Source organism: Paenibacillus xylanexedens (assembly GCF_001908275.1).
GTDB lineage: Bacteria > Bacillota > Bacilli > Paenibacillales > Paenibacillaceae > Paenibacillus > Paenibacillus xylanexedens_A.
The window spans coordinates 6805625-6827961 of record NZ_CP018620.1 but is presented as its reverse complement, the minus strand read 5'-3'; the positions used below and the strand labels follow the sequence as shown (position 1 = coordinate 6827961).

Below are 22337 nucleotides of genomic sequence, written 5' to 3'. Positions count from 1 at the left end.
GTTATTCCTTCCCCGTAACTAAAGCGAAGATAATCGCTTCACGATCCTGAATTTGATGTTCGTCATAAGTGTCAAACTCAAGGATTCCGCCAATCTTGCCGTCCAAAATGTAGATCAGGCGATCTGCCCGGCAGGCTGCTTTTATATCATGCGTAACCATAACAACAGACTGTCCTTTCCGATGGATAGCGGTAAGGATATCGAGAACGGCTGTGCCATGTTCCAGGTTCAGGCTTCCGGTCGGTTCATCCGCAAAAATGATATCCGGCGAATTGATCAAAGCCCGTGCAATGGCAGCTCGCTGCTGCTGTCCTCCGGAAGTTTGGGATGGGAGGCGGTTACGCTGTCCATCAATATCCATGGCATTCATCAGCTCAGCAACGCGGGATAGGATATCCTTCTTTTTGTTTCCTGCAATATATCCTGGTAAAGCAATGTTCTCTTTGATGGAAAGGTCCGGGACCAGATTGATGCTCTGATAGATATAACCGATCCGGCGGGTGCGGAAGTTGGCCATTTCCCGTTCACTGTAAGCGTCAATCCGCTGGTCGCGAAAATAGACCTCACCTGCTGTAATCTGATCCAGTCCGCTTAGCAGATATAAGAGGGTTGATTTGCCAGAGCCAGAGTTACCCATGATGACCGTGAATTCCCCTTCATAGATATCGAGATCAACATTACGGATGGCATGATGTTGTTCACTTCCGCTGTTGTATGTTTTGCACAGATTCTGTGCACGGATAATCACCTTTTTGGACAAGTTGAATCACTCCCGAGTGCAATATAGGATTCATTCTAGAGGAGGGATGTTGAGGAAGCCTTATCAAATTATGAATAAAGTATTACAGCTGTGGAGTGTGGGCTCAGCAGATCGGCAGATAGAACCGGAAGGTTGTACCTTGGCCTTCTTTACTAGTAAAGGAAATATGACCTCCGTGTGCTTCAATAATGCTTTGGCAGATGGAGAGACCCAGCCCTGTACCTTCCTGAACACGTTGTTCTGCATGACTCGCCTGGCCTCTGAAGTAACGCTGGAAAACAAACGGCATGTCCTGTACACGTATTCCCTGACCCGAATCGGCAATCGTCACATTCAAATGCCCGGATTCCAGTTCCATATCTATACGTATCGTGTCTCCCGGAGCTGTATGCTTGAGGGCGTTGGCGACAAGATTAGAAACCACTTGTTCAATTCGAGTGGGGTCGATAGCGATTAACACATTGGGGATGTAGTTGGGTCCTTTATAGATAAGCCCCTTTGTTAGGACAACATGTTCAATAGGTTTCAACATCGTCTCAAGTATAGGGCCACTGTACATTTCACGGGGTTCCACTGATATCTGCCCCAATTCCTGAAGCGCATGAACCAGCAGATCCTCCACAAGGCGGGCCGTTTTATCCGTATGGGTCCGCATGACTCCCATATATTCCATCAGCGTCTCCTGATCGTTGCATAGTCCTTCCTCAATAGCTTCTATGTATGCTTTTATTGTGGTAATTGGTGTTTTAATATCATGAGATATATTGGTAATGAGTTCTTTTTGTGCTTGTTCCTGCTGAATACGCTGCTCGCTCATATGTTTAATCTCCGTACGCATGAGATCAAACATGGCATATACTTCGAGCAATTCATCGTTCCGGTTGTACTGGATTTTTTCTTCATAATTGCCTTTAAGCATGGATTCCGCATGTTGCTTCAATTGATGGATGGGAGAGAGCAGGTGTTTATCCAGTTTTCGTTTCATCCAGAATAGAAATAAGCTCAGAATCAGTGACAGGAGCATGAGTGCGCTAATCAATATAACCGGAAAAGTCATCGATTGCTGAACCGTAACCATGGCTTGGGGGATGGAAAAGATGGCATTGCCGATCTGACTTCCCACCGGTCCCTCCATCACGGGAAAAGCAATATCAAGCATATCGTTACCGTCCGCGGCCTGCGTGGCATGATGCAGATCATAATGGAGAGCTAAACGCAGATTAACTTGCGTTCCTTCAGAGGTGGGGTCGGAGGACAGAATGACTTTTCCGTCCAAGTTTAGATAGGTAAGCAGAACCCCGGTATCTCTGGCGGTGGAACGTATGTCTTCACGAATAATTTGTTCATTGAGATGCTGATGATTTTGCCCCAAAGCGAGTAAGATCGGATTGACCTTGAGTCGAACCTGATTCAGGGACAGATTGGATTCGCCTGAATTTCGATCTTGTAACAGCATCATCGACAGTGCAAGGATACTTGAAACGATAATAATGAGAAGCCCAAGTGTTGTTAACAACCAGCGTTTGGACCAGCTGTTCAATGACATGTGGGAGCCTCCAATCTCACTTATTCGTAATTGAATTTGTAACCGACACCCCATACGGTCTTCAGAACGGTCGGATGCGAGGCATCTGCCTCGATTTTTTCACGCAGTCTGCGAATGTATACGGTTACGGTATTTTCATCGCCGTAGGTTGCATATCCCCAGATGGCGTCGAGCAACTGGGCTTTGGAGAACACCTGATTTTTATGGCTTGCCAGGTAATGAAGTAATTCGAATTCCTTGGCAGACAGAGAAACTTCGGATCCGTTTAATGTAACTTTATAGGCTTTTTTATCAATCACCAGGTTTCCAAGATGCAGCAGATCTGTTCTGTCTCCAACGGATGTCATGCTGTCATAACGCCTGAAGTGGGCATTAATCCGTGCTAACAGTTCGCTCAGCGAGAAGGGCTTGGTCATATAGTCGTCTGCTCCAAAGCCAAGTCCAAGTACCTTATCGGTATCACTGCCTCTGGCACTTAGAATGAGGATGGGGATATTATTGCGCCGTCTAATCTCTCGGCAAACTTCAATCCCGTCCATGTCCGGAAGCATAATATCTAGAATGATGTAGTCTGGTTGAATAAGCTCCATAATCTGAAGTCCATCTTGTCCAGTGGCTGCCACGGCGGCTTCATATTGATTTTTGGTTAAATAATCTCGCAGAATGCGCGAAATATCTGATTCATCCTCAATGATGAGGACTTTGCGTTTAGAGTTCATTCTGATCGCGCTCCAGTAAAAGGATAATAAGCTAGGGCAATGACTGTAATTATGTATATCCTTAGTTTATGTCATTTTTAGTCATAGAGGAATCAAGTTATTGGTTTAGCTATTTATTTTGTTCAGGAAAGTATGATAACTTCTCATTAAATTAATAATACCAATGTATTGTTCCGATATTTGATAAAACATCACATTTGGAATGACAAAATGACAAAGATCAGCAAGGAAAATATAAATGATCAGAAGGGTGATCTCTTGTTCCTTGATCGGCATTGGCAGTTTCAGTAATACAGTAACGGTTTACCTTGACACAGTATATATAGCGTGACATAATACATTTCATACTAAATTACTATGTTAAGTTGGACATCGTATTTTTTCCGTTGATAAACGAGGGGGTAGTTAAAATGAAAAAGAAATTTTTGCCGGTTGTTTTTGTATTATTGTTAGGGGTTGTCATTGCAGGTTGTGGAAACAAAAATGAGACAGGCTCAGGAACAGAATCTGGTGCAACACCAGGCCAAAAGACGATTGTAGCTGGCACGAGCGGAGTTAGCAATCCGTTCAGTTATGATAAGGACGGCCAATTGACGGGATACGATGTGGAAGTCATGAAAGCTGTTTTTGAAGGTCTTCCTGAATATAAGTTGGAAGTACAAGCTATTGAATTTGAAGGCATTTTGACAGGCCTTGATAATGGACGTTTCCAATTGGGCGCGAATAATTTCAGTTCCAACGCAGAAAGACGCAATAAATATGATTTCTCTTTGCCCATCATTGAAAATGCAAATGTGTTTGTTGTTCGCAAGGACGATAATACACTTAAATCGATAGAAGATCTCAAGGGCTACAAAGCCGTGACTGAAGTAGGGAATTCCGGCGCTACGTTACTTGAAAATTATAATGCGGAACACGCGGATGCCAAAGCGGAAATTATGTACACCGAAGAAAACTTCGTCAAGCAGTTTGAAGGTATTGAAGCAGGACGATACGATGTAAGAATCATTTCTCGCGTTTCTGCTGAAAAGGCAATTAAAGAGCATGGCTTTACCAATTTGAAAGTCGTTCCTTTCTCTACTGAAAATAGCGATCCAGGCTCCTATATCCTGTTCTCCAAATCTGCTGACAGCACACTATTGGATGCAGTTAATAAGAGAATCAAAGAAATGTACAACGATGGAACGTTGCTGAAAATTAGCGAAGAACAACTTGGTGGCGATTATTTGCCTAAGAAAGAACTAATGGAATAGGAAAAGGTGATGGCATGAAATTTATCGTTACAGGGGATGCGTTATTTTCCAGTCGTAATGTAGATAAAACCATGGACCCGAATTTGTTGTCCCTGTTAAAGGGAGCAGATGAGGTCTTTACCAATGCGGAATTTGTCACCCCGCGAAAACATACAGCTCCGGCGGCAGGCCGGGGTTATCAGACGAGTGTACGTCCCAATACACTGGATGAATTCGGACGTTTGAACATTCGTTATGTCGGCTTTGCCAACAATCATACCGGTGACTATGGAATAGAAGGACTTACGGACACCCTTGAGGAAGCGGAGCAACGCGGGCTGATTCCTCTTGGGGTCGGCATGAGTCTGCATGATGCACGCAAGCCGGTTTTTATTGATACAGCAGATGGACGAATTGCTATCATTACGATAGGAGTGACGCGAAGCGAAGTTTTCGCCGCATCCAATCCGGGGAATGGCGTTCCTGCACGTCCAGGTCTGAATCCGCTACGGTGGTCACGAACGTACGTGGTTAACGATCAGGACTTCGAGGCTCTGAAGGGTATCAGTGAACGAATCGGTATCGCCGCAAGCATGGAAGTAGGCAAACGGATTGAGACGTTTAAGAGCAAGTCCGAGAATCATTATGAGTTTGGATCGTTATTTGAAGGGTATCTGACCTTTGAAAAAGGCGAGAACCCGCGTGTCAAAACGACAGCGCATGAACAGGATCAACAGGACATCTTTGAGACCATTCGTGACGCTAAAGAGCGCAGTGATTTTGTTTTTGTCAACTTGCATACACATGAGGGAGAGAATGAAGACTGGTATTCCGATTATCCTGCTGCATTTATCGAAAGTTTTGCTCGTGGAGCTGTGGATGCAGGAGCTCATTGTGTATTCGGGCATGGTGCCCACTTCACAAGAGGTGTAGAACTTTACCAGGGACAGCCGATTTTCTACAACATTGGCAGTTTGCTCATGGAATTTGAGGCCGGAGAATCCATCATTTCTCCCGAGATGTTCACCGCGTATGGATATGACGAGAATGAATCGCCATCGACCCTGCACAAAAACAGAACAAAAGACAGTGAAGGAAACTGGCAGGGCTTCTACAGTGATCGGAAGTTCTCGGAGAACTTTGTAATCTCATTTGATCTGGATGTGGAGCAGCAGAGGTTTGATTATGAATTGATCCCGATTGATCTCCAGCTGACTCATTCAACCGTGACCAAGCGGGGGTTACCTGTGCTCGCATCGGAAGAGGCTACAGCGTCTTTGCTTGATAGGCTGAATACAGTGAGTAAGGACCGATATAATACCGAAATTGTACGCCAAGGCGAACGTATAACCGTTAAAGAGTGGAAGTAATTCCACTTTGACGGTCTGTGGAAAATGAACGTGGAAGGAATGTAAACTTCATGGGAGAGATTTTTGATATCAACGCGGTGTTCACATCAATTCCTCGTCTGTTAGAGGTTCTTCCTGTGAGTCTGCAAATCACTGCTATTTCAATGATCGTTGGTCTTGTTTTTGCTTTGTTATTTGCGATTATTCGCATGAAAAAAGTCCCTGTCCTGAGTCAGCTGGTCACTGTCTTTATCTCGTTTATACGGGGAACACCAATTATTGTACAGTTATACCTGACCTATAACGGGATTCCGTTGTTATTAAAATTCATTAATCAACAGTACGGGACAGACTACAATATTAATGCTGTGCCTGCTATGCTTTTTGTTTTGGTTACTTTTGCGTTTAATGAAGCAGCCTACAATTCGGAAACGATTCGTGCTGCTCTACAATCGGTGAATAAAGGGCAGATCGAGGCTGCTGAATCGCTGGGGATGACCTATCTTCAGGTTTTGAGAAGAGTCATCGTTCCTGAAGCGCTTGTCGTTGCGATACCACCGCTGGGAAATGCATTGATTGGTTTGTTAAAGGGAACGTCCTTGGCGTTTGTTGCCGGGGTTATTGAAATGACAGCACAAGGGAAAATTATTGCCGGAAGCACGTTTAGATTTTTTGAAGTCTATCTCGCTCTTGCCATTATCTATTGGGTCATGACGATTATCATTGAACAACTTCTTAGATATCTGGAGAAGAGATTCTCCATTCCGGACCCGGTTCAACAAACGATCAACGGAGGCGGTTGGTTTAATTGGGGAAGGAGGGGCATCTGATGATCAAGGTAAACCATTTGTCCAAGTCCTTTCACAACAATTTAATCCTTGATGATATTTCGGTTGAGATTGAAAAGGGAGATGTTGTGGCTCTAATCGGTTCGTCTGGCGCGGGTAAATCTACCTTTTTGCGTGCGTTGAACTGTCTGGAAACAGCAGATCGAGGTACGCTGGATCTCGAAGGGTTCAAGATTGATTTTAGTACGATCACCAATAAACAGCGGCTGGAACTCCGGAAGCAAACGGCGATGGTTTTTCAGCACTTCAATCTATTTCAACATCGAACTGCGCTGGATAATGTCAAAGAAGGCTTAAAGATCGTCAAAAAAATGAATGATCGTGAAGCTACGCAACTTGCCAAAGAGCAGTTGGAACAAGTTGGGCTTTCCGAACGGAGTCATTATTATCCGAAGCACTTATCTGGAGGCCAACAGCAACGTGTTGGGATCGCTCGTGCTCTTGCGATGAAACCTAAACTGTTGTTGCTGGACGAGCCAACCTCTGCTCTCGATCCCGAACTCGTGGGTGAGGTGCTGCAAACCATTAAAAGAACAGCGGCTACGGGTCAAACGATGCTCCTTGTTTCACACGAGATGAGTTTTGTATATGAAGTAGCAAATAAGGTTCTCTTTTTGGATAAAGGGAAAATTGTTGAAGAAGGGACTCCGGATGAGGTATTTAATCACCCTAAATCGGAGCGGGCAAAAGAATTCCTTCACAACTATTTCCGTAACAAAGGTGATAATCGCTGATGCGAGCCTTAATCTGCAAGCCATGATTGGACGCTCAAACGTTATTTGTGGATAGCGAACCAATAGGCATTCTTTAAATATAAATAACACCTTGGGCAGACACGATATACGTGTATTGACCAAGGTGTTATTTATATCTATCGTTTCCTGGAGTGTGAGAGTATCTTAAATAGCATCCTCATACATGCTCCAGATCATCGATAGGCTCATGCTGTCTGGATTTGAGATACTCCGCCGGAGACACACCGAAGTGCGCCCGGAATACCCGGTGGAAATAGGAGTAACTTGCAAAACCGCAGGATTCCGCAATATGCTCCAGTGTCATTTCACTGTATTTCATTCGTTCCAGCGCCGCATTCAGACGGATCTCAATCGCATATTGAATCATGGTCTGATTGTAGTGCTCCTTAAATAAACGGACTGCACGTGACAGGCTGAGGCCCGCATAACGAGCCGCTTCATCAAGCTTGAACGTAACCGTGGCATGCTCCTCAATAAAACGCTTTAACTTCAACGCAGAGGAAACTGCCCGATCGGTCTGAATATTCTCTTTAATTGCCCGGTCGATATACAGACATAATCCGCGCAGTAAGGCATCCTTTAGCTCCGCATTTTCCTCAAGAGGGCCGCGACGTTTCTCCAGTAACATATTTCTCCACAGGCTGATGAGTTTATCATCAAGTCCAATTCGGCTCACGGTAGATCGATGCTGCCTTTTCCACCAGTTCTCGATCCAGCTGCCCTCGCAGAACAGATAATAATCTCCGCTGGACAAGCGTCCTTCCTTATGTGGTTCATCTACAACGAGATGGTAGTCGTCACCAGGCTTTAAGAGCAGCAAATCCCCGCTAGTCATCCTGAACTCTTTATCCTGTACATACACTTTGCACGAGCCTTCGGTCTGCAGGCGGAACAGATAGGTTTGCAGCTCGCCCTTCATATTATGAGTAAACGCCTTATAGTGGTATGAGTAGTCACAGATCAGTACAGATGTCTCTAACGTATCCAAAGATAAAATCCCCCAATATGTACATCCTTTTACATCATAAGTTTAACTTAACATTTACACGAAAACGGAGAGGACAGAAAGAACCTGAAGAAACGAAGTTAAAAGCTTTCTGAAAGAAAGCTGCATCGGAAGCATAAACTTGCCTTTATCACCGGATTTTATCCTTTTGAAAAGGAAATTAAAAAAATCTGGGGATAACAGCGGTCGGAAGGTTGTTCTGTCATCGGAGTGCCAGTGTAAATATCTTCAGTTGAAATTAGCTACATTCAATTGATGCAAAATGATGGAAATAAAATTTGATCAGATAGTTCATGTTCTGACTATATTGTATATGTTCATTCTAGCCTGTTTTGCGTTAGGATGATACCAGATAGAGCAATGAAAGCAAATTTGAGAACAGAGGTGTATCCTACATGAAAAAACTTAATATTGGTTTGCAATTGTTTACACTCCGTGATGAAACTGCAGCAGATTTTCGTGTTACGTTGCGTAAGGTAGCGGCCCTTGGATATGAAGGTGTGGAGTTTGCCGGATATGGCGATATTCCAGCTGAGGAAATGAAAGCGCTACTAGATGAACTTGGACTGAAAGGATTCAGCAGTCACGTTTCACTACATGCGATGCGCGAAGACTTGCAAAAACAAATCGATTACCTGAAAACAATTGGTGCACAATATATCATCTGCCCTTACCTGATGCCAGAAGATCGTCCTGAGAATGCAGAAGGTTGGACCAAGCTATTCGCTGAGTTACAACAATATGGAGCTGAAGCAGCGAAACAAGGGTTGATCTTTGGATACCATAACCATGACTTTGAATTCCATGGGCAGGTTGGTGATGCCAATGCCTTTGATGCCATGTTCGCTCAAACATCACCGGAAGCGGTAAAAGTGGAAATGGACGTATGTTGGGTACAATTTGCGGGACAAAATCCGATCGAGTATATTAATAAATATGCGGGTCGCTTGCCGCTGCTTCATCTGAAGGACTTCAGCAAAGACGAACAAGGCCAGATGAAAACACTGGAATTGGGACAAGGTTCGGTTGACCTGCCAGCGGTTATTGAAGGCGCTACGAATGCAGGCGTGGAATGGCTGATCGTGGAACAAGACGTATGTCAGAACCCTCCGCTTGAGAGCGTATCCAACAGCTACAACTGGTTGAAAGAAAACTACCTGAACCAATTCTAATGGACCATCGAACCATGAAAAATGCTAATCTATTTGTCAAAGGAGACTTATGTACATGAGTAAAATTAAAGTTGCTGTATTCGGCTGTGGAGCCATTGCCGAGCGCAGACATATTCCAGAGTACGCTGCCAATGAGAACGTAGAACTTGTCGCTTTTGCCGATCCGGTTGTGGAGCGTGCGGAAAAGATGGCCGAGACTTACGGCGGTAAAGCGTATTCCAGTTACGAAGAATTGCTTGCAAACGAAACGGTGGATGCCGTTAGTGTGTGTACACCAAACTATCTGCATGCGCCAATGGCGATTGCTGCTGCAAATGCAGGCAAGCATGTATTGGTTGAGAAACCAATGGCAGTATCCACTGAAGAAGGCGAGCAAATGATCGAAGCTGCCAAGAAAAATGGCGTGTATTTGATGGTTGGACACAACCAGCGTTTGATGCCTCCTCACGTGAAAGCAAAAGAAATTCTCGAATCCGGCAAACTCGGTAAAGTCCTGAATTTCCGTACATCATTTGGTCACCCGGGTCCGGAAGGATGGAGTGTGGACGGAGCTGAAAGCTGGTTCTTCCGTAAAGAAGAAGCGATTATGGGCGCTATGGGCGACCTGGGCGTGCACAAATCCGACTTCATCCGTTACTTGCTGAATGATGAAGTATCTGAAGTGGCTGGTTTCATCAGCACACTGCACAAGGAAGGCACTAAAGTTGACGATAACGCAACTTGTTTGCTGCGTATGAAGAGCGGAGCGATCGGAACGCTCGTAGCGAGCTGGACACAATACAGAGCTGGAGACAACAGTACAGTGCTGTGGTGCGAGAATGGTGTTATGAAGATCGGAACAGTGGAAGGCGATGAAGTTATCGTTGAGCTGACCAATGGTACAGTTGAGACGTACAAAGTTGGTGCCATGGCTACCAACGAGAAACAAGTACCGAGTGGTGTCATTGACGCATTTGTAGAGTCGATTGTAACCCAAACACCTCCAGCGATTTCCGGGGAAGAGGGCTTGCGCTCCCTGCAAGTGATCTTGGCAGCATTTGAATCCGAGAAAACAGGTCAGATCGTTAAACTGTAATCCAACCGAATGACAGTGCAATTTCTAACATTCTATACGGCTTAATCTATGATATAAGGGACTTATCTTCAGAGAAGTGTTCTGGGGTAAGTCCTTCTTTATTTGTTCCCGGGCAAGTGGGGAAAAGTGAACAGGGATACGGTAATTGTGCAATAGGTTTTACAATAGTGGATCACTTTTACACAACAGAAAAGGCTGATATTACGCCCTATCGCGGAATATCAGCCCCTTAGAGTCATCAAAATTAATGATGGAATGATTAATTTTCTTTAGATGCCAGCCGGTACATCACTGCCCAGATCCAACCATGCGATTTCAGCAGGAGTAAGCGTGATGCGTGATCCTTCGTCACAGGAGAGCAGTTCTGCCTGATTCTGGGCTCCGATCAGCGCACAGGTTGGGAACGTCTGATTCAATACATAAGCAAGTGCAATCTGGATTGGTGTTGTTTTCTTGGAATTAGCCAATTGTTCAGCCCGATGCAACCGTTTCCAGTTATCATCACTGTAGAATACACGCACCAGATCTTCGTTATCCCGAACTTCAGGTGTGAATCTTCCAGTGAAGAAACCACGTGCTTGGGAGGACCAGGATAGCAATGGTAGTTTGGTTTGCTCATGCCATGCCAGCGTCTCTGCATCTGCTGACACACAGCCTTCCCAGAAAGGTTCGTTTGCTTTGGCGAGACTGAGATTTGGACTGCTGAATGTGAAGCCCTTCAGGCCATTTGCCGCAGCGTATGCATTGGCTTCCTCGAGCCGCTGCCAGGTCCAGTTGGATGCGCCAATTGCGCCGATTTTGCCGGATTCAATATGTTCGTTCAGTGCTTCAAGAATAACACTGACAGGGGTATTGGGATCATCGCGGTGCAAGGCATACATCTCTACGTGATCTGTCTGAAGACGCTCCAGACTTTCCATCAAGTCACTGCGGATGGCATCAGCGTTCACACGTGGCCCATTCTGGTCATGATGCGCGCCTTTGGTGAGAATGACGATCTGGTCGCGGTTACCACGTTCCTTCATGTAACGACCAAGGACTTCTTCACTCTGTCCACCACAATAAATATGTGCTGTATCTACAGTGTTACCGCCAATCGACAGAAAAGCATCCATGTTCGTAGCTGCTTTATCGTAGGCATTATGCACGAAATAATCGGTTCCTTTAATCAATCTGGAGACACGTTTACCTGTACCAGCAATTTCGATATATTCCATAAGTCAGTTCATCCTCTCAATTATAGTGTAATTCGTGTACGTTCTTCCGCTGAACGAAGGCAAGCTTCCAGTACTTTCATATTAGCTACCGCATCGGAAGGGGCGAAGCGCAGATCCTTGCCCTGAAGTACAGCACGTGCCATATCATCTCCCTGTAGAGAGTAGTGGTTCACTTGCGGGACTTCAATCTCTCTGCGTTCACCACCAGCCGTTACATAGAAGTTGGAACTGCGGTCCTGTCCGCTGATAAATGCCGAAGGGACTTCAATAATACCGTCGGATCCCAATACCTCCAATGTGTTGCGGAAGGCTGCCCACATGCTGCTGTCAAACGTCACGCCGATGTGATTATCGAATTCCAGCAGTCCGGAAGCCATCATATCGACTTGATCATGCTGTGGGGAGAACATGCCAATAACAGTGGCTGCACTTGGTTCTTGACCAAGCAGCAGACGTGCTACACTGATGGAATAACATCCGATATCATACAGTGCACCTCCGCCCCAATCCCGCCGAAAGCGGACATTGCCGGATGCATTGGAGTTGTTAAATGAAAATGTGCTGTGCATACCACGAATCTCACCAATCTCACCGCTGGCAATGATATCCCTGATCTGCTCATAACGTGGATGATGGCGGTACATGAATGCTTCCGCGAGATGCACACCTGCATCTGCACATGCTTGAACCATCTCCTGAGCTTCCTGCTCTGTCAGAGCCAGTGGTTTTTCGCACAAAATATGTTTGCCTGCTTCAGCAGCCCGGATCGTCCATTCCCGATGAAGATGATTCGGCAGTGGGATATATACGGCATCAATGGAATCATCAGCGAGCAAAGCTTCATAACTGCCATAAGCCTTGTCGATCCCAAGTTTCTCGGCCGTCTGTTTGGCTTTATCTTCGTCTCGACTGGCAATCGCGGTTACTTCATTTAACTCGGATTGCTGCAGGCCTGGAATGACGGATTCCACAGCAATGCTAGCGCTACCAAGAATGCCCCAACGCAATTTTTGAACTGAATTCATGTGTTGTATCCTCCCGTTTATGAATGTATATTGTGATTATAAAGAATAGATCAATGAATTAAAATGATAATATATTGAAGTTAGTTAACACAATATTGTTGATCAAGGAGAACCGGCTATGATGAGACAAACCGTATTGCTTACCCTGCAGGATATTCCATATTTTTGTTATCCCGAGTCCGTTGGACATTATATGGACCACGTCCAGCATTCCGTGTTGCGTGAGGCCGGCGCACTGAACAACTTTAATATTCACTACGTGGCTTCGGGCAAGGGATATGTGGAAGTGGACGGGGTGGTACATGAGCTTCGCGCAGGTCAGGCGTTTCTCTATTTCCCGCAGCAGCGGCAGCATTATTATAGTAGTGAAGATGATCCATGGGATGTACGATGGGTTCATTTTTACGGTGAACGTCTGCATGATTATATGATCGAGCGGGGGTTACATCGCAATCTATTGTGGACACTGCGGCAACGCAACTCTTGGGAAGAGGCTCATCTGGCCTTGCTCACTGAAGCGGAACAGAACACCATGCTGCGTCCAGCTCAGCTATCCACACTGACCTATGCCGTACTTGCCGAGTTCGTGCAGCATGCAGTACCTTTAAAGAGCACACGTACCACAAGTAAGGCGGAGAATCGGGTTCTTGCACTTCTTCCACAGATGCAACAGGAGGCCTGTCAACCTTTCCTGTTGCAGGACTGGGCGGATCTCGCAGGTGTGAGTTCGTATTACTTTTGCAAAATGTTCAAGAGTGCTGTGGAGATGACGCCCATGGAATTTATCACTCGTTCACGACTACAGATGGCGAAGCAATGGTTACTCGAACGGCCTACGGCCAACATTGGACAAATCGCGGAGGAAGCGGGGTATCCCAATGCCAGTTATTTTAACCGCCAGTTCATGGCTCATGAGGGGATGACACCTACGGATTACCGCGGATTGTATCACAATTAACCCGTATCCTTTCGATGTTGCCAGCGCTTGAGGTATAGTGGTTTGACACAGAGCTCAATCAAGTCTATTATGGATAAATTAAATCCGTATATAATGAGGTGCCCTCATGAAATATTCAAAAGCGACAAATTATGCTTTGCATACGATGCTTCATCTTGTAAGTACTGCCCCTGAACAGCTGGTTAGTGTACACCAACTTGCAGAATTGCAGAAGGTATCACCAACCTATCTGTCCAAAATATTGACCAAATTGGTTAAGGCGGGCATGATCGAATCAACTTCTGGCGCCAATGGTGGCTACCGGCTTAGTCGTAAAAATCCGGATCCTTCTTTCCTGGAGATCATTCATGCGATTGAAGGTCAGGCGTCCCTGTTCGAATGTTCCCAGAATCATAACGCAGGCTGTTTGATCCAGCAGGTGATGGTGCAGGCGGAAGAAGAGATGGAAGGTTTTTTGAGCAATAAAAAAATGTCGGAACTGGCTTCCCAGATGAAGGGTGCACACTCCCTGTAACTTGCACTAGAAGTGAAGCTTCAATCGACGTGGTTAACTCGTCTGCCACATAGGTATATCCAGATCTTTCCCCAACCTCGCGAGAGGTAAGGAAAGATTTTTTGTATCGTTGTACCTAATAGAAGGCGAATGGTACAATAAGGAAGGTATAGTATGCATACATACATGACCTAATCTTACATCACATTTTACATCTCTGGAGGGACAACACATGAGCCAATCAACGATCACAGGACTGGAACAATTGCTCGCGCTGGAAAACATTCGGAATACCAAGGCACGTTATTGCCGCTATATTGATACGAAACAGTGGGATACCTTGGGTGATGTGTTTGCTCCGGATGCAGTGGCCGATTTCAGCACAGAAGGCAATCCAATTCCGGTATTAACAGGCCGTGATACGATCGTACAAGTATTCCGTGATCTGGTGGATGTTGCCGTAACCGTACATCATGTTCATAGCGCCGAAGTTGAATTCGTATCTGAGAACGAAGCAAAGGTTATCTCCCCAATGGAAGATTGGGTTACGTTCCCGGAGGGCAATGAGAACAAATCGTTCCACGGATTTGGGCACTACCACGAAACTTTTGTCAAAATCGACGGCCAGTGGTACATCAAACATACAAGTTTGAAACGTCTTCGTTTGGACCTGTTTGAATAGTATACTCAGTTTAGAAGAATAGAGAAGTTGGTCAACCATAAAATAATAGCCCCGAGGAGCGTGATGAACGCATCCTTGGGGCTTTTTTGTGTTAGTGGAAGAGGGCAGTTGACACATGCATCATGCATAGAAAATAGGTAGAAAAAAAGCCAGGTTCAGAACCCGAGGGTCCCTTCCTGACTTCTTTTGGTTAAATGAGATATTAGATCTGATGACTTGTTTTCGTGACTTTCCGTGACTGCATTCTCAGATACACCTGAGAGAAAATAACGGATGCCAGTGCAACTACGGTCATGCCCCAGAAAATATTGGTGTACGCTGAGGACAGTGGCAAGTTTTGCATCGCCGTCAATGCTACACCAGTAACAGCAACACTGAAAGCACCGCTGAAGAACTGACTAAGTTGGAACAGTCCCATACCTGCGCCAACCTGATCCATGGTCAGATTGCCAGACAATTCATTGGACACGCTGGTGGTTAGGGAAGAGAAGCCTACGCTGAGCAAGACATAGACAGCCATGATGGCGTAGATACTATTGTCTGCGAATAAGGCGAATAGCCCGGCAGCGGCCAGTAGCAACCATGGTGCAAATTTCAACAGTAACGTATTGCCATGTCGGTCAATCATGCGGCCAATCCGGTTGGACAGCAGCATGGACACAACTGCACCAGGGAAGATGACGAGTCCGGATTGAGCAGGTGTCAGTCCATACAGATGCGCCAAAATTTGCGGCAGTAGGAACAGCGTTGAGAAGTTATTGATGTACGATACAATCCCCAGCGAGCTGAGCATCATATATTTTTTGTCTTTGAATAAAGCAGGTTGAACAAACGGATCTGCCGCGCGCCGAATTCGGAGCCAGAACAGAAGCAGTGCCGCAGCACCGATAACAAGCGTGTACCACTGACGGGAAGTCAGGAATAACAGCACACCGGTAGTACCGATGGCAAGAAGCACGGCACCCAGCAGGTCAAATGAACCTTTTTGCGGTGTTTCCCGCGGAAGCAGTTTGAAGAATACAGGAATCAAGAATAACGTTAATCCCGTAACGATAAACAGATCATGCCATCCCAGAAACTGAGTAATACTTCCGCCGATGACGGGACCAAGTCCAAGCCCCAGTGAACTCGCGGACATGATGACAGCCATCGATTTACCCCGGCGATCATGTGGAATGTACCGGGTAATCAGCACAATGGCAAGCCCCGGAACCGATGCTGCACCCGCAGCCTGGATCAGACGTGCAATGAGCAAAATGATGAAATGATTACTGAAGAACCCGAGAACGGATGCCGCACCAAGTAACGTAAGCCCGGTCGTGAATAATGTACGAATAGGTATGAAATCCGATAGACGTGAGAACGTAATCGAGGAAATGGCAAATACAATGGAATACCCTGTAACAATCCATGAGGAAGCGACGGATGTAAGCATAAATTCGGATGCAATTTTGGGCAGGGCCAGATTAAACATCATTGTATTCATAACAACGAGTACAACGGTGAAGCCAAGCAAGCTTACAATTAATCCTTCCTGTATTCCGGTCCGTTCCCCTGATGATGCGGTTGCGGTGTTGTTCATAAAAACCTCCTAAAGTGATGTGTATTTCGCAACATTTCAGAAACGGTGTGTAACATTTGCAAAATGTAATATGATGTCAATCCCGTGCCTAACAGCAGGGGTTACATAACGAAATCATTAAAGTTCGATTGGTGTCGAACATTAGAAATATATCATGGATCTGTGTTAAAATACAATGGATAGTCTGAGAAAAGGGGACTACAGTATGAAAATTTTACATCATCCACAGGTGTCAGATATTGAACTTTCCTCCGTATTGTATGCGTTAAGCGACCCGACCCGTCTTGGGATTGTTGCGGAAGCAGCGAGAAGCGGAGAGCAGCCGTGCAGTCATTTTCATGCACCTGTTGTGAAGTCAACGATGTCGCACCACATTCGTACTCTGCGGGAAGCTGGAGTTATTCGGGTCAGAGTGCAGGGCACTCAGCATTTTCTCACCCTGCGATCCGATGATCTGGAAACGCGCTTTCCAGGACTTCTGCAACCGTTATTGCAGGCCGCAGCTCAGTCGAGCACAGATCCTTCCTAAATGTTGTCCTTTCTTCAGGTCGAAGAGGGGACATTTTTATTTTCTGATACTGCATGTTCAAAAAGTTAACGATTCAGCACCGAGAAGGTGAACGCAAGATTCGATGTCGAGTTCGCTTCTTGGGCTACTTCGTGATCAATTGGGGACTTTTTGAACAACCTCTAATACTGATGCGACATTCTGTGTCGTACCATGCCCTATATAATAACGGTGAACACACAAACCATATCGAAAAGAGGTTCACAACCATTGGCAAAAACTAAAAGAGGACGCGTCTTGTGGAGTCTTCCTTCCAGAGGCCGGGGAACATGCCCGGTGTGTAGCAGTACCCGAATTAAATTGTTGTATACGCAAACAAAAACGGACGGTACAAGTCTGAAAGTATGTAAGAAATGCTTCAAAGCCGTGCAATCCAGAGTGGATAAGGCACATGTATAACATAACTGGCCTGTTCTTCGGAACGGGCCATGTCTTTTGATATAATCGAATATATTAAGAATGGATGAGATGGGGGCGGGAAGATGAGTAACATGCATCGGATTCACTGGTTTGACGAACAGATTCGGGGTGGACGTTTTCCGAATAGCAGCTGGCTTGCCCGTGAATTTGAAATCTCCCGTCGTCAGGCTCAGCGTGATATTGAATATATGGCAAGTTCCTTGCGAGCCCCTTTGGTGTATATGGCGAAATATCGGGGCTATTGTTATGAGGATCAGACTTTTCGGTTGCCTCATTTGTATATGACCGAAGAAGAGCAGCGTGTGCTGAAATATTTGGCCCATCGTTATCGACATTACGATTATGATCAATCGGACGCGGTGAAACGTGTAGCGCATTTGCTGGAGCGTTTTACGTTGGAGGAACAACAGATGGGAAGTAGTGAGCTCCCAGTGTTTTCGGCCCAACCGAAGCAACTGCAATTCTTTGAATTGTTGTCCCACGCCATAACTGACATGCGCAGAGTACATATTCATTACAGGGATCACGATGGAGAACGGCAGTTTTCCTTGTGTCCATTAAAGATGATATCCCAGTTTAACGCCGATTACGTGGTGGGTTATGAAGTAGACCCTGTACAGCAAGTGGCGATTCGCTTGGAGGGCATTGTTCATGTATCGATCTTGGATGAGAGATTTGAGTACAGGTCAGATGCCCTCCTAGGTGGATGGGAAGAACCACTGTCTGTGCGTAAACCGTTTGTAGCTGAGATTCGCTTGAAGGAATTGCAGCAAATGGACCTATGGCAAGGGTATCGTATCCAGGCTAGGCACGATCAGATTTATTCAATTGAATTTTATGACACGGATGCTTTCTTGCAGCATTTGTTTGTTAGCGAATGGGAGGAACTCTTGTCTCCTGGGTGGCTTAGACGCAAGCTTCAGCAAAGCGCAGAAGGATTAATTGACAGGCTCGCGATACAACGTAAGCAAAACGTGGAATAAAGCAGCATAGAGAGGAGAAGATCCGTCCTTGGCTGAGAATATTTTAGATAACCTCATCATGAAGCGGGAGTCCAAATCGTACGTGGATAGTCTGCATGCGATACTAACCCATACAGGCCAGTTTCAAGGTTCCAAGGTTATACTTGCCGGATATACGGGCATGGCTTTCAAGCTGTCGGTGCATCGCAGACTACTTCCCATGTCGGTTACAGCATATGGACAATGGGGGGAAGCACATCGTCCTGGAGTCGATAACCTGGGGATATTCACGATCTGGGATGGGGGACGTACACGTCATTCTACGTTCAGTTATTATCAGCAGGATGCCGTGAATTGGGCGAGACGGAGTATTGATGAAGGCACTGGTGTGATTTACTGGATTCCTGAGTTCGGTGTTATCCATGGATATGATGACAGTGACCGCATCTTTTATGTGCAAGACGGATGGAGCAAGGAACCGCAGATTTTGTTGTATGACAATTTCGGCTTAAACTTTACCGGATTTTGGTATTGTCAGGTGTTTGGTGATCAGGTCCGCATTCCTGAACAGCAGATGCTGCTGGAATCCCTGCGACTGGCAATTGAGGATTGGGATATTCCCTATCGTCTGTTACCTGATCAGAATATTACTTCAGGTAGAAAGGCATATGATGTGTGGGTGGAGGCCCTGCGGAGTGGGGATTTCGATGAAACCGGTGCAGGTTATATTTTGGAATCCTTCTGCCATTCGCGAACCGAAATAAGGATGTATTTGCAGGGTGTTCGAGGGATATGGAACGAACTGGATCAGGCTTGTGCATGTTATGAACAGCTTGGGACGTTAATTGACCAAATGAAAGGATATATGGTTCAGCAGGAGAATAGACGTGTCTTGCGACCAGACACCACAGAAGATTTAGCACAAGTACTCGTGAAGGCGAAAGCACTGGAAGAGCAGGCTATTGATTATTTTCGAGTGATATCCAGGAAGTATCCTGACCGTAAAAGGTCCACTATACCACGGTGGGGAGCACATTCCGCACGATAGGATGAGAGAGGAAGGGAGTGAAGGATAATGGCGACAAAAGTAGTATTGCAGGACTGGATTCAATCCCCGCAAGCTGCGAGTTTTGCTGATGAATATAGATCATGGAGCGGTGTGAGCGCATATACAGATGCGTTGTTTCGCATTTTATTACATAAACAGTGGACGGTTTTCCCACACCACATGATTGCAGGTATGACAGCAAGTGCATTCCGATTAGTGGTGGATCGGCGTCTGACGTCAGAATCAATTTCGACATACAATTGGATGGCAGAGAACTTTGTCGCAGCTGACTTCATTGGTGTGACAACGGGACAACATGGTGGATTTTCATTTGACCCGACTTTTCCGCTCTATCAGAAGCAGGCTCTGCTGGATATCAAAGCTTCCATTGACCGGGGCGTAGGTGCGATTCTCTGGCACGATCAATTTGTCATTGTTACTGGATATGATGATGCGGAACGAGTGTTATTCATCTGTAAAAGTAAAGGTGATGAAATCATTCGTCTGCCCTATGATTCGTTTGGGAGGAACAGTACACCCTACTGGTATTATCAGGTTCTGGAAGCCTGTGCACCTATCGATTTATGGGAAGTCTGCAAGGAATCGTTAATCCAAGCCGTGTACAAATGGGAAACCCATGACTATATGCTACCGCCCCAAGACTATGCCTGTGGGGCGGCTGCGTATGCCGCTATTGCTGCTGCTTTGCAGTCAGGAACATATGACGCTGAACAAGCGGCAACTGTACTTCGCTATTATGCCAAATCAAGATTGGATATTGCCACTTATGTTGCAGGACTTAAGCATCTGTCCATTCAAATGGACCGGGTCATAGACGAGTATGAGCTACTCGCAAACCTGTACACAATGATCATTGAGGAAATAGACAACTCCATCTCTTGGGATTCGAGAGAACGGGAATGTGTGCAAAGGGTAATTGAGCTTATCCGGAAGGCAGGAGCTACGGAACAACGTGCCATTGATGCCATTAAACGTGCCTTTCCAGAGACGATCGGAAATCGTTTTGATGACGTCGGTTTAAGATGAATGGAGCATGCAGTTCCTCTGATGTGGCACCCGGCCCGGAGTGTGCATTTGTTGCTTAAAGCGCAGTTTAAATATTTTACACTGAACGTGGCTGGGTAACCATGCTGATCACATTCTCAAATTCCGTCTGCCAATCACTCTTGATGATACTGCCGATGTAACCATCAGGTCGAATAAGTATCAGCGTGTCGCTGTTAATGCCATAGATTTCGGTCAGTTTTTTGGTGGTATCGTTGATAACATTCTGTTCGGCTTCATTGCCGGTACTAACGATGTATCTGTGCAATTCGACACCGCTGGTTGGCCAGATCAACTCTGGGAGAATATGAGCAGTATTGGCTCCAAAGGCAAGCAATGTGAATTGTGGTCCACGAAGGATCTCAAATAGTCGTCTTACACCGCCTGGGCCGATGCATGGAGCATCAGGTGCTCGATCTCCGACCTGAAGTGACTTAGTCGCTGATGCATGATCAGAGCTAAGTGGTCCAACATGATAAGATAGTGCGAGCTGTCGTTCTTCGTCTCCGCGTTTGAGACTGGAGAGACGTTTATTATCGAGCTTGGCGTACAACTCGCTGGATTTGCCAAGAACGCGTGCGGCAACAGGTTGACGTTCAGCTTCATAGGTGTCAAGCAGGCGATCGGGTGCGCCAGCAATGACCTGACCTATCTTCCAGCCGAGGTTGTAAGCGTCCTGTACACCGGTATTGAGTCCTTGTGCACCGGCTGGGGTATGGACATGGGCTGCGTCGCCTGCAAGGAAGACCCGGCCCGACCGATAATGCTCAGCAAGTCGCACGTTGGGACGGAATACGGAACTCCAGGTAATGTCGTAGAGTCGTAAACCAGTGAGCTTGTAGAACTGAGCGGCAAGTACAGCCTCGTCCAGATCTGGGTTCTCGTCTGCTCCCAACCTGATCATGACCTGAAACTGGTCGGAGTGTGGCAATGGGCATGCTCCTACAAATTTACCTTTTGTGCGGGGCCACATATGCCAACGATTGCGAGACAAGCCATCGATTGTGCCATCAATGATAAGCATACGATCTGATTCGTTGGTCTCTCCGACAAATCGAATACCTGTACCTTTACGAACGTTGCTGGAACCTCCGTCTGCCCCCACCAGATATCTGCTGCGAATCTTTTCCCCTGAAGAGAGCGTCACCGTCACCCCATCGGCATCCTGTTTAAAAGAATCCACCGCGTTGTTAAATTCAATATTCAGCCCCTGACGTTCGAGCAGGCGGTGCAGGATGGCATCCGTGCGGTGTTGAGCCAGCAGAAGAATATCCGGATAGGGCACATCTGGTGTAGGTTTATTTCGCTGCTGCATGCGCCACGGCACAGTGATCGGCCCGAGATGAATACCTGCGAGCGGGTAAGAACTTCCCTCTGTGTGAGCATCACTCAGCACGCCTAGATCTTCAAAAACCTCCTGGGTTCGCGGCTGTACTCCCTTGGCACGAGAACCCTTAAAGGCATGTGGAGCCTTGTCAACCAGCCGGACACGAAGACCGCGGCGCAAAAGATCTGCTGTTAATGTAGATCCGGTCGGACCGGCGCCTGCAACCAATACGTCAATATCGTAATCTCCCCTCGATGGACTCACACGCGGTTGTTGCTTCTCTTGCGATGGCTTGAATCGTATATCTGTCATTTGTAATGTTCCTCTCTGAATTATATAAATTGAACTAAAAATTATTTACACAGGCACTACGATGACAGAACAACCTTCCAATCGCTGTTATCCCCAGATTTTTTCGATTCCCTTTCTCAAGGGGAAATCCGGTGATAAAGGCGAACGCTTCTCTTTTTCAGGTTCTTTCTGTCCTCTTCGTTATCGTGTAAATGATTAGTTCAACTTATATGGCTA

At 46.1% G+C, this 22337-nt stretch carries 22 protein-coding genes; 14 read left to right on the top strand and 8 right to left on the bottom strand.

Going from position 1 to position 22337, the window contains the following annotated elements:
* Position 1: 1 nt before the first annotated feature.
* The 3 genes from BS614_RS29845 to BS614_RS29835 all read right to left on the bottom strand — a co-directional run bounded on the left by BS614_RS29845 (position 2) and on the right by BS614_RS29835 (position 3025).
* Positions 2–760 (bottom strand): ABC transporter ATP-binding protein, encoded by a 759-nt coding sequence (locus BS614_RS29845; protein ID WP_074096538.1) that lies wholly within the window; start codon positions 758–760, stop codon positions 2–4.
* 103 nt (positions 761–863) lie between these two features.
* On the bottom strand, positions 864–2306 hold the full coding sequence (locus BS614_RS29840) for a sensor histidine kinase (RefSeq protein WP_074096537.1): 1443 nt from the start codon (positions 2304–2306) through the stop codon (positions 864–866).
* Between the two features lie 20 nt (positions 2307–2326).
* The gene (locus BS614_RS29835; RefSeq protein ID WP_047841644.1) at positions 2327–3025 is read right to left on the bottom strand and encodes a response regulator transcription factor; all 699 of its coding nucleotides are present in this window, start codon (positions 3023–3025) and stop codon (positions 2327–2329) included.
* A 410-nt stretch (positions 3026–3435) separates the two neighbouring features.
* Here BS614_RS29835 and BS614_RS29830 point away from each other — a divergent pair, with 410 nt between their 5' ends.
* Genes BS614_RS29830 through BS614_RS29815 form a run of 4 tightly spaced genes read left to right on the top strand, consistent with a single transcriptional unit; the run spans position 3436 to position 7188 of the window.
* Complete coding sequence (locus BS614_RS29830) at positions 3436–4278, top strand: transporter substrate-binding domain-containing protein (protein ID WP_074096536.1); 843 nt, start codon at positions 3436–3438, stop codon at positions 4276–4278.
* 14 nt (positions 4279–4292) lie between these two features.
* Positions 4293–5627 carry a CapA family protein gene (locus BS614_RS29825; protein ID WP_074096535.1) on the top strand — a complete coding sequence of 445 codons (1335 nt, stop codon included), beginning with the start codon at positions 4293–4295 and terminating at the stop codon, positions 5625–5627.
* Between the two features lie 50 nt (positions 5628–5677).
* Positions 5678–6436, top strand: coding sequence for an amino acid ABC transporter permease (locus BS614_RS29820; protein ID WP_074096534.1), 759 nt, complete (start codon positions 5678–5680; stop codon positions 6434–6436).
* A complete protein-coding gene (locus tag BS614_RS29815; RefSeq protein ID WP_074096533.1) occupies positions 6436–7188 on the top strand; it encodes an amino acid ABC transporter ATP-binding protein in 753 nt (250 codons plus the stop codon). The genes BS614_RS29820 and BS614_RS29815 overlap by 1 nt, the downstream gene beginning before the upstream one ends.
* A gap of 178 nt (positions 7189–7366) precedes the next feature.
* Here BS614_RS29815 and BS614_RS29810 read toward each other — a convergent pair whose 3' ends face one another.
* Positions 7367–8197 carry a helix-turn-helix domain-containing protein gene (locus tag BS614_RS29810; protein ID WP_074096532.1) on the bottom strand — a complete coding sequence of 277 codons (831 nt, stop codon included), beginning with the start codon at positions 8195–8197 and terminating at the stop codon, positions 7367–7369.
* Positions 8198–8610: 413 nt separating this feature from the next.
* Here BS614_RS29810 and BS614_RS29805 point away from each other — a divergent pair, with 413 nt between their 5' ends.
* Both BS614_RS29805 and BS614_RS29800 read left to right on the top strand, forming a co-directional pair.
* Positions 8611–9387, top strand: a complete 777-nt coding sequence (locus BS614_RS29805) for a sugar phosphate isomerase/epimerase family protein (RefSeq protein WP_074096531.1) — start codon at positions 8611–8613, stop codon at positions 9385–9387.
* 55 nt (positions 9388–9442) lie between these two features.
* Positions 9443–10462: a Gfo/Idh/MocA family protein gene (locus BS614_RS29800; protein ID WP_036668128.1), complete on the top strand. Its 1020-nt coding sequence runs from the start codon at positions 9443–9445 to the stop codon at positions 10460–10462.
* 269 nt (positions 10463–10731) lie between these two features.
* Here BS614_RS29800 and BS614_RS29795 read toward each other — a convergent pair whose 3' ends face one another.
* Positions 10732–11679 (bottom strand): aldo/keto reductase, encoded by a 948-nt coding sequence (locus tag BS614_RS29795; protein WP_074096530.1) that lies wholly within the window; start codon positions 11677–11679, stop codon positions 10732–10734.
* A gap of 20 nt (positions 11680–11699) precedes the next feature.
* On the bottom strand, positions 11700–12704 hold the full coding sequence (locus tag BS614_RS29790; protein WP_074096529.1) for a Gfo/Idh/MocA family protein: 1005 nt from the start codon (positions 12702–12704) through the stop codon (positions 11700–11702).
* 118 nt (positions 12705–12822) lie between these two features.
* Between BS614_RS29790 and BS614_RS29785 the strand changes: the two genes are divergently transcribed.
* From BS614_RS29785 to BS614_RS29775, 3 genes are all read left to right on the top strand, one after another.
* Complete coding sequence (locus BS614_RS29785) at positions 12823–13662, top strand: AraC family transcriptional regulator (protein ID WP_074096528.1); 840 nt, start codon at positions 12823–12825, stop codon at positions 13660–13662.
* A 106-nt stretch (positions 13663–13768) separates the two neighbouring features.
* Positions 13769–14176, top strand: a complete 408-nt coding sequence (locus tag BS614_RS29780; protein ID WP_074096527.1) for an RrF2 family transcriptional regulator — start codon at positions 13769–13771, stop codon at positions 14174–14176.
* A 211-nt stretch (positions 14177–14387) separates the two neighbouring features.
* Positions 14388–14837 carry a nuclear transport factor 2 family protein gene (locus tag BS614_RS29775; RefSeq protein WP_074096526.1) on the top strand — a complete coding sequence of 150 codons (450 nt, stop codon included), beginning with the start codon at positions 14388–14390 and terminating at the stop codon, positions 14835–14837.
* A gap of 202 nt (positions 14838–15039) precedes the next feature.
* Here the strand turns inward: BS614_RS29775 and BS614_RS29770 are convergent, their stop codons facing one another.
* Positions 15040–16419: an MFS transporter gene (locus BS614_RS29770; protein WP_074096525.1), complete on the bottom strand. Its 1380-nt coding sequence runs from the start codon at positions 16417–16419 to the stop codon at positions 15040–15042.
* Between the two features lie 205 nt (positions 16420–16624).
* Here BS614_RS29770 and BS614_RS29765 point away from each other — a divergent pair, with 205 nt between their 5' ends.
* The 5 genes from BS614_RS29765 (at position 16625) to BS614_RS29745 (ending at position 20464) form a co-directional block, all read left to right on the top strand.
* Positions 16625–16948: an ArsR/SmtB family transcription factor gene (locus tag BS614_RS29765; RefSeq protein ID WP_036606795.1), complete on the top strand. Its 324-nt coding sequence runs from the start codon at positions 16625–16627 to the stop codon at positions 16946–16948.
* A gap of 249 nt (positions 16949–17197) precedes the next feature.
* A complete protein-coding gene (locus tag BS614_RS32290) occupies positions 17198–17386 on the top strand; it encodes a hypothetical protein (protein WP_074096524.1) in 189 nt (62 codons plus the stop codon).
* Positions 17387–17469: 83 nt separating this feature from the next.
* Complete coding sequence (locus tag BS614_RS29755) at positions 17470–18390, top strand: helix-turn-helix transcriptional regulator (RefSeq protein WP_074096523.1); 921 nt, start codon at positions 17470–17472, stop codon at positions 18388–18390.
* Between the two features lie 28 nt (positions 18391–18418).
* Positions 18419–19417 (top strand): hypothetical protein, encoded by a 999-nt coding sequence (locus BS614_RS29750; RefSeq protein ID WP_244898233.1) that lies wholly within the window; start codon positions 18419–18421, stop codon positions 19415–19417.
* Positions 19418–19444: 27 nt separating this feature from the next.
* On the top strand, positions 19445–20464 hold the full coding sequence (locus BS614_RS29745) for a hypothetical protein (protein ID WP_074096522.1): 1020 nt from the start codon (positions 19445–19447) through the stop codon (positions 20462–20464).
* A gap of 76 nt (positions 20465–20540) precedes the next feature.
* Here BS614_RS29745 and BS614_RS29740 read toward each other — a convergent pair whose 3' ends face one another.
* Positions 20541–22121 carry an FAD-dependent monooxygenase gene (locus BS614_RS29740; protein ID WP_084174839.1) on the bottom strand — a complete coding sequence of 527 codons (1581 nt, stop codon included), beginning with the start codon at positions 22119–22121 and terminating at the stop codon, positions 20541–20543.
* Positions 22122–22337 lie beyond the last annotated feature (216 nt).